Raw genomic sequence first — 14,559 nt, forward strand, 5'->3', positions numbered from 1 at the left:
GCGAAGAAGAAGCAGGAAGGTTGGTTCGCGCAGAGACGCGAAGACGCAGAGATGTCAAAACTCTGCGCGAAGCGCATGTCACCTCGCTACGTTGCGGCAAGCGGAACCCTGCGAAAAGATGAAAGCCGCTGACGCGGCAGAACCACCTCTCTGCGCCTCCGCGTCTCTGCGCGAACCCCTTCTTCTTTCTTCGCGCCTTCGCGCCTTCGCGTGAACCAACTTCTTCTTCTCCGCGCCTCCGCGTGAACCAATCCCTCCGAATGTCGTCCACCCATATCACCGATTGCACGCCACCGGCCCGACCCCGGTCGATTGCACCGTGCACGCCGCATCGCCCGCCACGCTGATCGCGCCCGCGCCCAGCGAGACCACACGCACGCTCCGTTCGGCGTTGAACTTCGCCTCGCCCGCGCTTTCGGAATTGACCGTCAGGTCGCCGACCGCCAGCGCGCTCGCATCGATATCGCCCGCGCCGCGCGATTGCACCGAGGCGATGAGCGCGCGGCCGCCCATCACCAGCCGGCCGGTGCCCATCAGGCTCGCCACCAGCCGGTCCGCCTCGATCGCGGGCGCGGTGATGCTGCCCGATCCGGTCAGCGTCAGGTCGACGCGGGGCGCCTTCATCGCCGAGATGTCGAGCACCGCGCCGCCGGTCACCACCGCCGCGCGCAGGTTTGGCGCGGTCAGGCGGATGCTCGGCGGCGGCGGGGTCTCGCCGGGATAGCCGCCCCAGCCGCGATCTCCCATGCGCACCACCAGCGTCCGCCCGTCGACCCGCAGCACCAGGCCGTCCAGCGCGCGCTGGTCGCCCTCGGCGCGCGCCGTCACCGCGCTTCCCGTCGTCACGGTGATGCGGAACGGCCCTTCGACGCGGATGCGGTCGAAATCGGTGACCGAATAACTGCGTTCCGCCGCCGCCGCGGGGGCGGCGAGCAGCAGCAACAGCAGAACCAGGCGCGTCAGCATGGGCGCGAGCGTCGCACGCGCCCGCGCCTCAGGCAAGCGTCAGCCGCCGCAGATGACGTCGCCCGCGCCCATGATCGATTTCTGGCAACGCGCCTTGGGGCCCAGATCGACGTCGCCCGAACCGACGATCGAGACGTCGGCCGCGCCGTCCACCGCCAGGCGGACATTGCCGGACCCCGCGATCGACACGTCCGCGGCCTTGGCCGCCAGCCCCGATCCGTCGGCGTCACCCGATCCGGCGATCGAGACCGACACCTGGTCGGCGGCGCCGCTCGCCTTGATGTCGCCCGATCCGGCGATCGACAGCTCGGCGGTCTTCACCGCGAGCGCGCCCAGCAGCATGTCGCCCGATCCGGCGAGCGCGGCGTCGAAGCTGTCGCCGCTCACCTTGTCGACGCTCATGTCGCCCGATCCGGCGAGGTTCGCGGCGCGGATCGCCGGCATCGTCACGATCACCTTGAGCGGGCCGGCCTCGTCGCCCTCGTCATTGCCCCAGCGGAAGCCGCTGCGCTGGTTCTTGCGCCCGATCTCGAGCTCGGACCCGTCGAGCTTGATCTCGAGCGCCTTGAGCACGCCGGTGTCGCCCTGCGCGGTGACGGAGAAGGCCGGGCCGACGCGCACCTCGACATTGTCGGGGCCTTCCAGGGATACGGTGTCGAAATTGGCGAGCTGGAACTGGCGCTGGCCCTGCTGGCCCGACGGCGTGACCTTGGCGTCGGTGGTGCTGGCGGTGCTGTCGTTGCAGGCGGCGATCGTGATCGCGCCGATCAGCGGCAGAAATATCGATTTGCGCATGGTGTCCTCCCTGGCGTGTTATGCACCTAATACACCCCGCCTCACCCGGCCGCAAACGAAAAAAGGCGGCCCCGCGGGACCGCCTTTTCGTGAGAGATCGCATCTGCATTCCATCGTCACCCCGGACTTGGTCCGGGGTCCATCTTTCCGCAAGCGGAACGCGCGTGACGCAATGAATGCCGGGACGGGTCCGGCATGACGTGGTGAACAGTCGGCTGCGATCAGGCCTCGGCCTTTTCCTTGTTGTAGATCGCCGCCGCCTTGCGCAGGATTTCCAGGATCTTCTCCTGCGCGGTCGGCTCGTCGACCTGCTCCATCGCGGCGAGCTCGCGGGCGAGGCGGCTGGTCGCCGCCTCGAAGATCTGCCGCTCGGAATAGCTCTGCTCGGGCTGGTCGTCGGCGCGGAACAGGTCGCGGACCACCTCGGCGATCGACACCAGGTCGCCCGAATTGATCTTCGCCTCATATTCCTGCGCGCGACGCGACCACATGGTCCGCTTGACGCGCGGCTTGCCGGTCAGCGTATCGAGCGCTTCCTTCAGCGTCTTGTCCGACGAAAGCTTGCGCATGCCGACGCTCTCGGCCTTGTTGGTCGGCACGCGGAGCGTCATCTTCTCTTTTTCGAAACGCAGCACATAAAGTTCGAGCTGCATGCCCGCGATCTCGGATTTCTGAAGCTCGATCACGCGGCCGACCCCATGCTTGGGATAGACGACATAATCGCCGACATCGAAGGACAATGCCTTGGAAGCCATTCTAACCTACCTTTCGTCGGGTGAATCGCCGCGGGCGGAAGGCGCGACAAACCTTCCGATCCGATCCAGCGATGCAATGAGTGTTGCACGTCTCCGAAGACGGGCGCCGGTCGCACCCGTCATGTCGGAACCCGTTTAGCAGATTCGTAACAAAATTACCAGCCCGGCGTCGCTGGGCCGGGGCCCAGGCTCAGGCGGCGTCGGCGATCCTGATATCGAGGGCCAGCCCTGCCGTGGAAGCCAGGGTTGACCAGCGCATCAAGCGAAACTTGCCGAGCTTGCCGCGCATCAAGTCGCTGAGCCGCGGCCGGGTGATGCATAATTTGCCCCGTCTTCCCGTCACCCCGGACTTGTTCCGGGGGCAATGGTGCCGCAAGCGCACCGCTTGAATCTCCAGCTTCGACCTCGCCGCCCGATGGACCCCGGAACAGGTCCGGGGTGACGAGGGACAGGATTGATGATTCCCCGAGAACAAATATCGGTCCCGCTCCAAGAGTGGCCGCCTTTCACCCCATCCGCCGGAGCGCCCAGCTGACGCTGGCGCCGCCCGCCGCCGCCTCGCCGATCACGACCATCTGCCAGCTCGCGCGCGGGCGGCCGCCGCCGTCGATCCACAGGCTGTCCTCCATGCTGAGGCCCGCGCCCTTGACGCGGAACTGCCACAGCGGCCCGTCGGGCAGGCGCAGGAGCGCGCCCTGGCCGTCGGCGGTCGGCGAGGCCTCGACCCCGGGCGCGAGGTGGAAGCGGATCGCGAAGCCCGCCCCTTCGGGCTTGCGGCGCGCGCGCGGGGCGGGGAGCAGCAGGTCCTCGCCGCGCAGCTCGCGTCCGTCGCCCGTCAGCACCAGCACGCGCCGATGGAGGAAGCCGAAGCGGCGCAGATAGCCGTCATGGCTCGCCTCGATGCGGCTGCCGCCCTCGCTCTCCTGTCGATCGAGCTCGACCTCGGACACGCCGCGCCCCAGCGTCCCGTCGGCATGGATCGCGGTCGAGTTGCTGTCCTTGAGGATGAGCGTCGAATGCGCCGCGGTGGTCCTGAGGCCCTCGCACAGATGCGCCGGCACGCGCGGCGAGGCCATGCGCGCGCCGCCGCAATTGACGATCAGCCGCTTGGGCCCGTCGGAAAGTTCGAAGGCGAGCGTCGAGGCGCAGCCGCCCTCGGTGAGCCGCGCGACGGGTGGCGGGGCGGCGTCGACGATCACCGTCGTATCGGCCACCGCCATGCGCTGGTAACCCCAGTCGCGCGCCTGCCTGAGCGGCCGGGCACGCACGCCCGAGGCGGCGATCACCGCGCGCACGCTCTCGCCGTCGATCGGCGCGCCGCCCTGCCAGCTCGAAAGCCCGCCGTCTCCATGCACCACGCCGAGCAGCGCGGGCACCATCCGGTTGAGCGCGGTCTGGATCGGCGCGGGCAGCTCCTCGCGCCGCGCGTCATAGACCTGGCGGAGCTGCGCGAGCAGCGCGATCGCCTCGAGCTGCGCGACCGGCGAGCGCGCGGTGAGGCCGCCATCCTCGAACACCGCCTGCGACAGCGTGCGGGTCAATCCCGCCTCGCCGAACTGGCGGCGCGGGTCGCCGCCCGGGATCAGCAGCCCGGCGGCGATGACGCCGCACCAGGCGGCAATCCTCGGCGCGCCCTGGGGGCTGCGCTCCGCCCCGCGGTCGAGATGCCGCGCCTGGCGCGCCAGCGCGTTGAGCACCGCCGATCGGTAGACCAGGTCCCCGCTCGACAGGATCAGCGGCGCGTGCGCGGTCCACATCAGCAACCGCTTGCCCGTGACGTCATAGCGCCAGGCGGGGTCGGTCACCGTGTCCGCGTGCGCCGCCAGCCACAGCCGCATGATCTGCTCGGCGACCGCCGCGCCTTCCTTGCGCGGCACCGCGGCGGCGATGTCGCGCAGCCAGGCGAAGCCGTGGAGATGGTCGACGAACGAGGCCGGCGCGTCTGGACGGGCGAAGTCGAGCTCCTCGATCGCACGCGCGGTGCCGCGGTGGCGCAGCACCCCGTCCATGATCGCCTGCCCCTCGGTCGCGTCTCCCGGGATCGGATCGTCGGGCACCGCGATCAGCTTCAGGGGAAAACGCCCCCGCAAACGGAAGTTGTGCAACGGCGTCCGCCACGTCAACCGGTTGAAACGGTTCGACAGTCGTTCAGCGAGCGACAGTCCCTTGTCGCCGCCCAGCCGGATCAGCCGGCGGCCCTGTTCGATCCCGTCGGCGGCGGCGTCGATCGGATGGAAGCCGCTCAATGCCCCCTCAGCGCCGCGATATTGGCCGCGTATCGCGCTGGCCCGCCGCTAAATGTCGCTGTGCCGGCGACCAGCACATCGGCTCCCGCGGCGATCGCGCGCGGCGCGGTCTTGGTGGTGATGCCGCCATCGACCTCCAGCCGGATGTCGCGTCCGGTCTGATCGATCAGCTTGCGGATCGCCTCGATCTTCCTCAGCTGGCTGTCGATGAAGCTCTGCCCGCCGAAGCCGGGATTGACGCTCATCACCAGCACCAGATCGACCATGTCGATCAGGTAATCGAGCATCTTCGCGGGCGTGGCGGGGTTGAGCACCACGCCGGCCAGCTTGTCCAGCGCCTTGATCCGCTGGATCGTGCGATGGGCGTGCGGCCCGGCCTCGGGATGGATGGTGATGATGTCCGCCCCGGCCTCTGCAAAGGCGTCGAGATAGGGATCGACCGGCGAAATCATCAGATGGACGTCGAAGGGCTTCGCCGTGTGCGGGCGCAACGCCTTAACCACCGCCGGCCCGATGGTGATGTTGGGCACGAAATGCCCGTCCATCACATCGACATGGATGTAATCGGCCCCCGCCTCGTCGATCGCGCGCACCTCCTCGCCCAGCCGCGCGAAATCGGCGGAAAGAATGGATGGGGCGATCAGGATGGGACGCGACATGCCGTGCAGGCTTAGGCGTGCCCGCGTGCGCTAGCAACCGGGGAAGAGCCTAAACGCGCACCAATCGCGCCACAAAGAATCCGTCGAGGCGGCCCTGGTCCGCGAGCATTGTCGGCAGGGTGCGGACCGTGCCGTTCGCTGACGGCGTGACGCCAGCGGGCAGCTCGTCCGCGCGCACCGGATCGAGCCGGAAGCCGCCATGCGCCATCAGGAAGGCGGCTAGCTGATCCTCGCCCTCCTCCGGCTCCAGCGAGCAGGTGGCGTAGACCAGCCGGCCTCCCGGCTTGACCCACCGCGCCGCGCGGGCGAGCAGCTTCGCCTGCACCGCGGCCATTTCGGCGATCACCTTGGGGCGAACGCGGTGGAGCACGTCGGGGTGGCGGCGGAAGATGCCGGTTGCCGAACAGGGCGCGTCGAGCAGCACCGCATCGGCGGGCGCCGACGGCTTCCAGTCGAGCAGGTCGGCAGTGATCACCTCCGCCTCCAGCCCGGTACGTTCGAGATTTTCGCGAAGTCGCGCCAGACGACTATCCGAGGCGTCGACCGCGGTGACGTTCCATCCCGCGCTCGCCAGCTGCAGCGTCTTGCCCCCCGGCGCGGCGCACAGGTCGAGGACATGGCCACCATTCAGGCCGAGCAACCGCGCCGGAATCTGCGCGGCGAGATCCTGCACCCACCATGATCCTTCCGCAAAACCGGGTATCTCGGTGACCGGCCCATGATCGCCCAGCCGCATATGGTTGGGCGCCAGCGACACGCCCTCCGGCACGGGGCCATCACCCTTTAGCGCGATATCCATCGGCGGCTGATCGGCGATGGCATGCTCGGCGGCGGCGAGCATCACGTCGCCCCAATTCTTCTGCCAGCGATAGAGGGTGGCATAGGGCAGGGTCGGCCGGTCGGGCAGCGCGACGTTCTTGCGCATCAGCGTGCCGAACACCCCGTGGACCAGCTTGCGCGGTCCGCCGTCGACCAAGGGCAGCACGGTCGAGATCGCGGCATGGCCCGGCGTTTTCAGCACCAGCGCCTGGGCGATGGCGATGCGCAGCGCCATCCGCGCCTTGGCATCGTCGGCCAGCCGGTTGCGCGTCGCCGAATCGATCAGCTCGTCGAGATCGGGCAGCCAGCGAATGACGGCGGCGGCGATGGCATGGGCGAGACCCCGATCGCGCGGGGCGAGTCCGGCGCCGGCACGCTCCAGCGCCGCCTCCAGCGGCAAGCCCTGGCGCAGCACCGCATCGAGCAGCTTGAGCGCGGCCAATCGCGCGGGAACGCCGGTTGTTTCCGTCACTCTATCCTCGTCGCCCCTTCGAAGGCAGGGGCCTATAGCGGCTTGGGCGACGCCGGATGTGCCACAAACCTGCAGGCCCCTGCCTTCGCAGGGGCGACGAGATAATCAATGGAAAATCAACCTCGCGAATGCGGATCGAGCGCACTCGAGCGGCGGCGCGATCTAGGCACTGCCGACATGCGCGGGCGCTCAACTGGCGCGGCCATCGCGGCCGGCGCCTGCCCCATCTCCACCGCCATCGCTTCCAGCGCAGCGATTCGGTTGCCGGTGTCGGGATGGGTCGAAAACATGCTGTCGCCGCCGCGCCCGGTCAGCGCCGGCACGATATAGAGCTGCGCCACCGCTGGATTGCGCTCGACCGTGTGGTTGGGGATCGCCTGCGCCCCGTGCGCGAGCTTGGCGAGCGCGGAGGCCAATGCGCGCGGATTGCCGGAGATCTCCGCGCCGCCCGCGTCCGCGCCATATTCGCGGGTGCGGCTGATCGCCATTTGGACGATCATCGCGGCGAAGGGGGCGACGATCACCGCCAGCAGCATCGCGACCATGTTGCCGCGGCTGTCCCCGCCGCGGAAGAACAGCCCGAAATTGGCGAGCAGCGAGATCGCGCCGGCGATCGTCGCGACCATCGTCATGATCAGGGTGTCGCGGTTCTTCACATGCGCCAGCTCGTGCGCCATCACCCCGGCGATCTCGTCGCGGGTGAGTATGGCGAGCAGCCCGGTCGTCGCCGCGACCGCCGCATTCTCGGGATTGCGGCCGGTGGCGAACGCGTTGGGATGCGGATCGTCGACGATATAGGTCCTGGGCATCGGCAACCCGGCCCGGTCGGCCAGCTGCTTCACCAGCCCGTGGAATTCGGGCGCGCTCGCCGCGTCGACCTCACGCGCGCGGTGCATCCTGAGCACGATCTTGTCGGCGTTCCAGAAGGTGAACAGGTTCATGCCTGCCGCCACCAGCAGCGCGATCACCGCGCCCGATGCACCGCCGAAGGTGTAACCCAGACCCATGAACAAGGCGGTCAGCGCCGCCAGCAGCATGGTCGTCTTGAGGCCGTTCACTTGTATCGTCTCCTTTGTCCGTCCAATGTGGTGGAACACCCCGTTTCGCGCAAGGATCGCCGCCATGGGCCAACGCCCGCCGCACCTGAAGCCGCCCGCGCATCTGTCGAAGAGCCCGCCCGTGCCCGAACCTGAACCGGTCAGGCCAACCAGCGACCCCGACGGCCAGGATCCCACCCGCTATGGCGACTGGGAGCGCAACGGGATCGCGGTCGATTTCTGAGGATTCGGAACGAGGCCGTCACGAAAGCGTCTCAGACGGCGTGGAGCGATCGCACGCCTGGCGCAAATATTTGATCTGGGCGGGATTCGCGCTCATCGCGCTCTTGTTGCTGGCGGTGCTCGCGATCGCCGCAGCGCCGGTCGGCTGGCTCAAGGGCCGGGTCGAAGCTGCAATCACCGACGCCACGGGCAATCCGGCACGGATCGGCAGTATCGAACGGGCGGAGGCCTTTTCCTTCAATCCGACGATCATCATCCGGGACGTGCGCATCGCCCAGCCGGCCTGGGCGGGAGAGGGTGATTTGCTGACGCTCGAGGAAGCGCGACTCAAGGTGCCGGTGATCCGCGCGATCCGCGGCAGTTTCGATCCCAGCGGCATCGCGCTCAACGGCCTGGTCGCAAATCTGATCCGCCATGAGGACGGCCGCGAAAACTGGCAGCGCGAAAAGCCCGCCGCGTCCGAGGGCAGCTCGCCGCTCGGGCTCGAATCGGTGCGGATCGATGACGCGCTGGTGCGCTATACCGATCGGAAGCGCGATCGGCGGGCCGAACTGCGTGTCGACTTCGATGAGCGCGGGTTACGCGCGGCTGGAACCGGCGCGATCCAGGGCCACCCCGTCCGCATCGCCGCGCAAGGCGCGCCGATCACGAAGGATGGCGGCACATGGCCCTTCGTCGCGCGGATCGAAGGCGCGGCGATCGCCATGCGGCTCGACGGGCGAATGGATTCGCCGCTCGACACCGGCCATTTCACCGGCAAGGTCACGGCGCGCGGCAATTCGCTGCGGCTGCTCGATGCGGTGATCGAGGCCGGCCTGCCCGCCACCCAGCCGGTCTCGCTCGCGGCGGACATTCGCCGCGCCAGCCCCGACTGGATCGTCGCCAATCTGAAGGGCGTGATCGGCAATTCGGATATTGCCGGCCATGTCACCGTCGAGAAGCGCGACGGCCGCAGCATCATCACAGGCAAGATGACGTCGAACGGCTTCGACTTCGACGATCTGTCGGACGATGCCGGGCTGGCTCGCGGCCGGGCCAAGCGCGCGCGGCTGGGTCCGCGGATCATTCCCGATACCGATATCGACATCGCCAACATGAAGAACACCGACGGGCGGATCGAATTCGACATCAAGCGTCTGCGCTGGCGCAATCCTGCGCCCTTCAGGTCGCTGAAGGGCGTGCTCAAGCTCGACAATCTGGTGCTGACCGTCGAGCCCGTCACGGCGCGGCTGACGCGCGGCGTCATGTCCGGCCGCGCGGTGGTGAATGCGCGGAACCGCGAAGTGCCGCTGCTGACGCTCGACCTGACGCTGGCCGATTCGACGCTCGCCACCTTCGCCGGCCATGGCGACATGTCCGGCTGGCTCAAGGGCCGCGCGCGGCTGACCGGCCCGGGGCGGACGGTGCGCGCGGCGATCGGCCGATCGAACGGCAGCGTCGGCCTGGTTGCCGGAAACGGCCGGCTTCCCGCGCGGATGGCCTCGTTCATCGGCCTCGATATCGGCCGCGGGGTGACGACCGATGAGGACGAGGAGGCGGCGCTGCGCTGTCTGGTCTTCCATATGGACGTGCGCAACGGCACCGGTCGCCTCTCGCCGCTGATCGTCGACACCTCGCGCAGCCAGGCGCGGGTGACGGGAACGATCGATCTGAAGACCGAGCGGCTCGACTGGATGCTGACCGGCGCGCCCAAGAAATCGAGCCTGCTGCGTTACGACAAGCCGCTGCCGATCGGCGGCACGATCAAGAACCCCGAGGCGTTTCCGCCCAAGGGCACCAAGACGGTAGGCAGCGTGCTCAAGATGCTGGGCAAGGCGATCATCGGCGACCAAGCGCCGCTTGCGACGAACGCGAACTGCACGGCGCTGAGCGAGAGAGCGTTGCGCTGAAATTCCTCCCCCGCTACGCGAGGGAGGATCTTAGACCGTTTCCGCCCGCAATGGCCGCGCCAAGAGCTCGCGCACCACTTCACCAACCGGCGCGCCCTCCAGCAAGGCGCACACCGCATCGGTCACCGGCATCTCGACCCTCGCCTTCGCCGCTTCCGCCTGGAGCACCGGCGCGGTGAACGCGCCCTCGGCCACGGTCCGCCGGTCGGCGAGCAGTTCGGCCGCCGCCCGCCCCTGGCCCAGCCCGACACCGAGCGAGAAGTTGCGCGAGCTGGTCGAGGAGCAGGTCAGCACCAGATCGCCCAGCCCCGAAAGCCCGGCGAGCGTTTCCGCCTGACCGCCGCGCGCGACGCCGAAACGGGTCATCTCGGCGAAGCCTCGCGCGATCAGCGCGGCGCGCGCGTTGAGGCCGAGCCCCGCGCCCTCGACCACGCCGCAGGCGATCGCCAGCACATTCTTGACCGCGCCGCCGATCTCCGCGCCGATGACGTCATGGCTGGCATAGGTGCGGAAGGCGGGGCCGGCGAGGCGCGCCGCCAGCCGGTCGCGCAACGCCTCATCGGCGCAGGCGAGCGTGACCGCGGTAGGCAGCCCCTTCGCCACCTCATGCGCGAAGGTGGGGCCGGACAGCACCGCGATTGGGGCGCCTGGATGCGCCTCGGCCGCAACCTCCCCCACCAGCCGCCCGGTTCCCGCCTCGATGCCCTTGGCGCAGAGCACCAGCGGCGTCTCGCCCACCGCGATGTCCCCCAGCACTGCGCGAACATGCTGCGCGGGCGCGACGACCAGCAGCGCGTCCATGCCGATGAGATCGGCTAGGTCGCCCGTCGCCCGAATCGCCGGTGACAGCTTCGCGCCCGGCAGGAACAGCCGGTTTTCATGGAAGATGTTGATCGTGTCGACCACCTCGGCCTCACGCGCCCAGAGCAGCACCGGTTCGCCGCCCGAAGCCGCAACCTGGGCTAGCGCGGTGCCCCAGGCGCCGCCGCCGATCACCCCGATCCTCATGCCTTCACCCCCGCGCCGCGGGCCGCCTGCGCCTCCGGATCGAGCGGCCAGCGCGCCCGCGCCGCGACGCCCAGATCGTCGGTCAGCCCCGCACCGAAACGCTCCGCCCCCGCCCAGGCGATCATCGCCGCATTGTCGGTGCAGAGCCATTGGGGCGGCGCGACGAAGGGCAGGCCATATTCAGCGGCGAGCGCCTCCAGGTTGCCACGCACCACTGTATTCGCCGCCACCCCGCCCGCGACGACCAAAGCGGTGAGCTCGTCGGCATCGGCCAGCTGGCGTCGCGTGCGGTCGATCAGGCAATCGACCACCGCCTGCTGGAAGCTCGCCGCGATGTCGTCGGCGCGGTGGATTCCAGCGTCGCGCGCGCGCAGGACGGCGCTTTTCAAGCCGGCGAAGGAGAAATGCGGCTCGGCCGTGCCGACCAACGGGCGCGGCAGCGGCACCGCATGGGGATCGCCCGCTGCCGCCGCCCGTTCCACCGCTGGCCCGCCGGGGAAGCCGAGGCCGAGCAGCTTGGCGGTCTTGTCGAACGCTTCGCCCGCGGCGTCGTCGATCGTCGTCGCCAGCCGGCGATAGCGCCCGACCCCCTCGACGCGCAGCAACTGGCAATGCCCGCCGCTGACCAGCAGCAGCATATAGGGGAATTCCAGATCGGGATCGGCCAGTCGGGGCGACAGCGCATGTCCCTCCAGATGGTTGACCGCGACCAGCGGCTTGCCCGCGGCGAGCGCCAGCGCCTTGCCCGTGACCAGCCCCACCATGACGCCGCCGATCAGCCCCGGCCCTGCCGTCGCCGCGATCGCATCGACATCGGCGAGTTCGACGCCCGCCTCGACCAGCGCGGTTTCGACCAGCGGCATCAATATCTCGACATGCGCCCGCGCGGCGATTTCGGGCACCACCCCGCCATAAGGCCGGTGCGCGGCCTCCTGCCCGGCGAGCTTGTGCGCCAGGATGCGCCGGTCGTCGGTCACCAGCGCCGCCGCCGTCTCGTCGCAGCTCGATTCCAGGCCGAGGATGATCGTGGTCATGCGCCTCTGTAGCTTCCTACTTGCCCCTTCTTAAACCCTCCTTCGACAAGGAAGGGCGCGGGGGATTCGACACCTTATGGATAGGCGGTAAAGGGGCGCGGTGACTTTACCCATCCGCATCGGCACGCGCGGCTCTCCGCTGGCGCTCATCCAGGCGAACATGGTGCGCGCGGCGCTGATGGCGGCGCACGGCCTCACCGAAGACGCCTTCGAGATCGTCCCCGTCGTCACCTCCGGCGACCGCATCCAGGACCGCGCGCTCGCCGAACTCGGCGGCAAGGCGCTGTGGACCAAGGAGCTGGACCGCGCGCTGATGGCGGGCGAGATCGATTGCGCCGTCCATTCGATGAAGGATGTCGAGACGATCCGGCCGGTCGAGATCGCCATCGCCGCGATGCTGCCGCGCGCCGATGTGCGCGACCGTCTGATCGGCGCCGAGTCGATCGAAGCGCTGCCCGCATTCGCCCGCATCGGCACGTCGAGCCCGCGCCGCACCGCGCAGGTGCAGGCGCTGCGCCCCGATCTGCGCGTCGTGCTGTTCCGCGGCAATGTCGCGACGCGGCTCGCCAAGCTCGAAGCGGGTGAGGCCGATGCGACGCTGCTCGCCGCGGCGGGCCTTGGCCGGCTGGGTCATCATGACGTCGGCGTGGCCGTTCCGGTCGACGTCATGCTCCCTGCGCCTGCCCAGGGCGCGGTTGGGATCGAATGTCGCGCTGAGGACGCGGCGATGCGCGACCGGCTGGCGGCGATAGACGATATCGCGACCTCGGTTGCGGTGAAGGTCGAACGCGCGCTGCTCGCAGCGCTCGGCGCGGACTGCCGGTCGCCGGTCGCCGCGCTCGCGATGTGCGATGGCGACGCGGTTCAGCTTTCCGCCACGCTTTACGCGATCGACGGCAGCGCGCAGGTCAGCGGCCGAATCGACAAGGGCGCCGATGTCGGCGAACGCCTCGCCGCTGATCTGCTCGCGCGCGCGCCCGCCTCGGTGCGTGCGCTGTTCGCTGGATGAGGCGGCTGGTCGTTCTTCGCCCGCGCGAGCGCGCCGGCACGACGCTCGCGCGGATCGCCGAAGCGGGCGGTGAGGGGATTGGCCTGCCGCTGTTCGCGCTCGAACCCCTGGCCTGGAACGCGCCCGATCCGGCAGGCTTCGACGCGCTGGCGCTGACCAGCGTAAACACCGTCACGCTTGCCGGACCGGAGCTTGCCTTCTTGGCCGCGCTCCCGGTGTGGACGGTGGGAGAGGCGACCGCGCAAGCCGCGCGCGAGGCGGGGCTGACGGTCGCCCATGCCGGATCGAGCGACGCCGCCGCGCTTTTCGGGGCGATGGCCGACGCCGGCGTCGCACGCGCTTTGTGGCTGGCGGGTGAGGATCACCGCCCGAAGCCCGCAAGGCCGAACCTCACCGTCATCGCCACTTACCGGGCGGCGCCGATCCCGGTCGATCCCGCCGCACTGGCCGGTGCGGTGGCCCTGGTCCATTCGCCCCGCGCCGCAGCGCGGCTCGCGGAGATCGTGACGCCAGGCAGCCGCGGCACGATCCATCTCGCCGTCATCAGCGCGGCCGCCGCCGACGCCGCGGGCCCCGGCTGGGCGGGCGTAGCCGTCGCCACGCGACCGACCGACGCCGCGCTGGTCGCCGCCGCGATTGACCGCGCCCGCGCACACGCGGATAAGCGGTCGCGATGATCGCCGATCCCGAAACCGCGCCCGTCGCCGTTCCCGAACGCCGGGGCCTGGGCACGCGCGCGCTGCTCATCCTGCTGCTCCTCGCGCTCGTCCTCGGCGTGGTGCTCGCCGGCCTGCTGTTCAGCCGCTGGGACGGCTGGCGCGGCTGGTTCGGCGCGACCCGCACATCTGCGCCGGTCACTGCCCCCGCCGCCACGTCGCAGCCGTCCGCGACACAGGCCGTCGCCGTTCCCGATCCCTATGCCCTGGCCGAGATCGCCACCCGCGAATCGCAGCTTTCGGCCCGGATCGGCGCGCTCGAATCGCGGCTCGCGCTGATCGACACGCGGGCGTCGGCGGCGTCGGGCCATGCCTCGCGCGCCGAAGGGCTGCTCGTCGCCTTCGCCGCGCGCCGCGCGCTCGATCGCGGCCTCGGCCTCGGCTATCTCGAGGGCCAGCTACGCGACCGCTTCGGCGCGACGCAACCGCGTGCGGTCGCGGTCACCATCCAGGCGGCGCGCAATCCGGTGACGCTGGAGGCGCTGCGCATCGGCCTCGATGAGCTCGCGCCCGAACTCACCACCCCCGCCAACGAGACCAGTTGGTGGGATGCGGTGCGGCGCGAGCTGTCGAGCCTGATCGTGCTGCGCAAGACCGGCACGCCCAGTCCGCGCTCGACCGACCGGCTGGCCCGCGCCCGCCGGATGATGGAGGGCGGCAATGTCGACGCCGCGCTCGCCGAGGTCGCGCGCCTGCCCGGCCGCGACAAGGCGGCGGCGTGGATGACCGCCGCGCGCCGCTACATCCAGGCGCGCCGCGCGCTGGACGTGCTGGAGACCGCCGCGATCGTCGAGCCGCAGCGCGCCGCCGCCGCGGCGGCCGCGCTCCCTCCTCCTCCGACGACGACCGCCCCGGCCGCGATCACCGCGCCGCCTCCCCAGCCCGCGCCCAACCAACCAACGGAGTAACCG

The 14,559-nt window shown here is 69.9% G+C and carries 14 protein-coding genes; 5 read left to right on the forward strand and 9 right to left on the reverse strand.

Annotated features, from left to right (window positions below):
- Positions 1–276: 276 nt before the first annotated feature.
- From D1610_RS00460 to htpX, 7 genes are all read right to left on the reverse strand, one after another.
- On the reverse strand, positions 277–966 hold the full coding sequence (locus D1610_RS00460; protein WP_118862184.1) for a head GIN domain-containing protein: 690 nt from the start codon (positions 964–966) through the stop codon (positions 277–279).
- Between the two features lie 39 nt (positions 967–1,005).
- Positions 1,006–1,761 (reverse strand): head GIN domain-containing protein, encoded by a 756-nt coding sequence (locus tag D1610_RS00465; RefSeq protein ID WP_118862185.1) that lies wholly within the window; start codon positions 1,759–1,761, stop codon positions 1,006–1,008.
- Between the two features lie 221 nt (positions 1,762–1,982).
- Positions 1,983–2,516, reverse strand: coding sequence for a CarD family transcriptional regulator (locus tag D1610_RS00470; RefSeq protein ID WP_118862186.1), 534 nt, complete (start codon positions 2,514–2,516; stop codon positions 1,983–1,985).
- Between the two features lie 506 nt (positions 2,517–3,022).
- Positions 3,023–4,762 (reverse strand): heparinase II/III family protein, encoded by a 1,740-nt coding sequence (locus tag D1610_RS00475; RefSeq protein WP_118862187.1) that lies wholly within the window; start codon positions 4,760–4,762, stop codon positions 3,023–3,025.
- Positions 4,759–5,421, reverse strand: a complete 663-nt coding sequence (gene rpe / locus D1610_RS00480) for a ribulose-phosphate 3-epimerase (RefSeq protein ID WP_118862188.1) — start codon at positions 5,419–5,421, stop codon at positions 4,759–4,761. The genes D1610_RS00475 and rpe overlap by 4 nt, the downstream gene beginning before the upstream one ends.
- 49 nt (positions 5,422–5,470) lie before the next feature.
- Positions 5,471–6,712 (reverse strand): RsmB/NOP family class I SAM-dependent RNA methyltransferase, encoded by a 1,242-nt coding sequence (locus D1610_RS00485; RefSeq protein WP_245941893.1) that lies wholly within the window; start codon positions 6,710–6,712, stop codon positions 5,471–5,473.
- Between the two features lie 116 nt (positions 6,713–6,828).
- Positions 6,829–7,770, reverse strand: coding sequence for a zinc metalloprotease HtpX (htpX, locus tag D1610_RS00490; protein ID WP_118862190.1), 942 nt, complete (start codon positions 7,768–7,770; stop codon positions 6,829–6,831).
- Positions 7,771–7,834: 64 nt separating this feature from the next.
- Between htpX and D1610_RS00495 the strand changes: the two genes are divergently transcribed.
- Positions 7,835–7,993 carry a DUF1674 domain-containing protein gene (locus tag D1610_RS00495; RefSeq protein WP_118862191.1) on the forward strand — a complete coding sequence of 53 codons (159 nt, stop codon included), beginning with the start codon at positions 7,835–7,837 and terminating at the stop codon, positions 7,991–7,993.
- Between the two features lie 40 nt (positions 7,994–8,033).
- A complete protein-coding gene (locus D1610_RS00500; RefSeq protein ID WP_182466645.1) occupies positions 8,034–9,881 on the forward strand; it encodes an AsmA family protein in 1,848 nt (615 codons plus the stop codon).
- Positions 9,882–9,911: 30 nt separating this feature from the next.
- Here the strand turns inward: D1610_RS00500 and D1610_RS00505 are convergent, their stop codons facing one another.
- Together D1610_RS00505 and tsaD are read right to left on the reverse strand one after the other, a co-directional pair.
- Entirely contained in the window at positions 9,912–10,889 is a 978-nt protein-coding gene (locus D1610_RS00505) for an NAD(P)H-dependent glycerol-3-phosphate dehydrogenase (RefSeq protein WP_118862193.1), read from the reverse strand.
- Complete coding sequence (gene tsaD / locus D1610_RS00510; RefSeq protein WP_118862194.1) at positions 10,886–11,923, reverse strand: tRNA (adenosine(37)-N6)-threonylcarbamoyltransferase complex transferase subunit TsaD; 1,038 nt, start codon at positions 11,921–11,923, stop codon at positions 10,886–10,888. The genes D1610_RS00505 and tsaD overlap by 4 nt, the downstream gene beginning before the upstream one ends.
- Positions 11,924–12,023: 100 nt before the next feature.
- Here tsaD and hemC point away from each other — a divergent pair, with 100 nt between their 5' ends.
- From hemC to D1610_RS00525, 3 genes are read left to right on the forward strand one after another with little or no spacing between them, the layout of a single operon-like run.
- On the forward strand, positions 12,024–12,932 hold the full coding sequence (gene hemC / locus D1610_RS00515; protein WP_118862195.1) for a hydroxymethylbilane synthase: 909 nt from the start codon (positions 12,024–12,026) through the stop codon (positions 12,930–12,932).
- A complete protein-coding gene (locus D1610_RS00520; protein WP_118862196.1) occupies positions 12,929–13,609 on the forward strand; it encodes a uroporphyrinogen-III synthase in 681 nt (226 codons plus the stop codon). The genes hemC and D1610_RS00520 overlap by 4 nt, the downstream gene beginning before the upstream one ends.
- A complete protein-coding gene (locus D1610_RS00525; RefSeq protein WP_118862197.1) occupies positions 13,606–14,556 on the forward strand; it encodes an MICOS complex subunit MIC60 in 951 nt (316 codons plus the stop codon). Before D1610_RS00520 ends, D1610_RS00525 begins: the two co-directional genes overlap by 4 nt.
- Positions 14,557–14,559: the final 3 nt, after the last annotated feature.

The organism is Sphingomonas gilva (assembly GCF_003515075.1).
Classification (GTDB): Bacteria; Pseudomonadota; Alphaproteobacteria; order Sphingomonadales; family Sphingomonadaceae; genus Sphingomonas; species Sphingomonas gilva.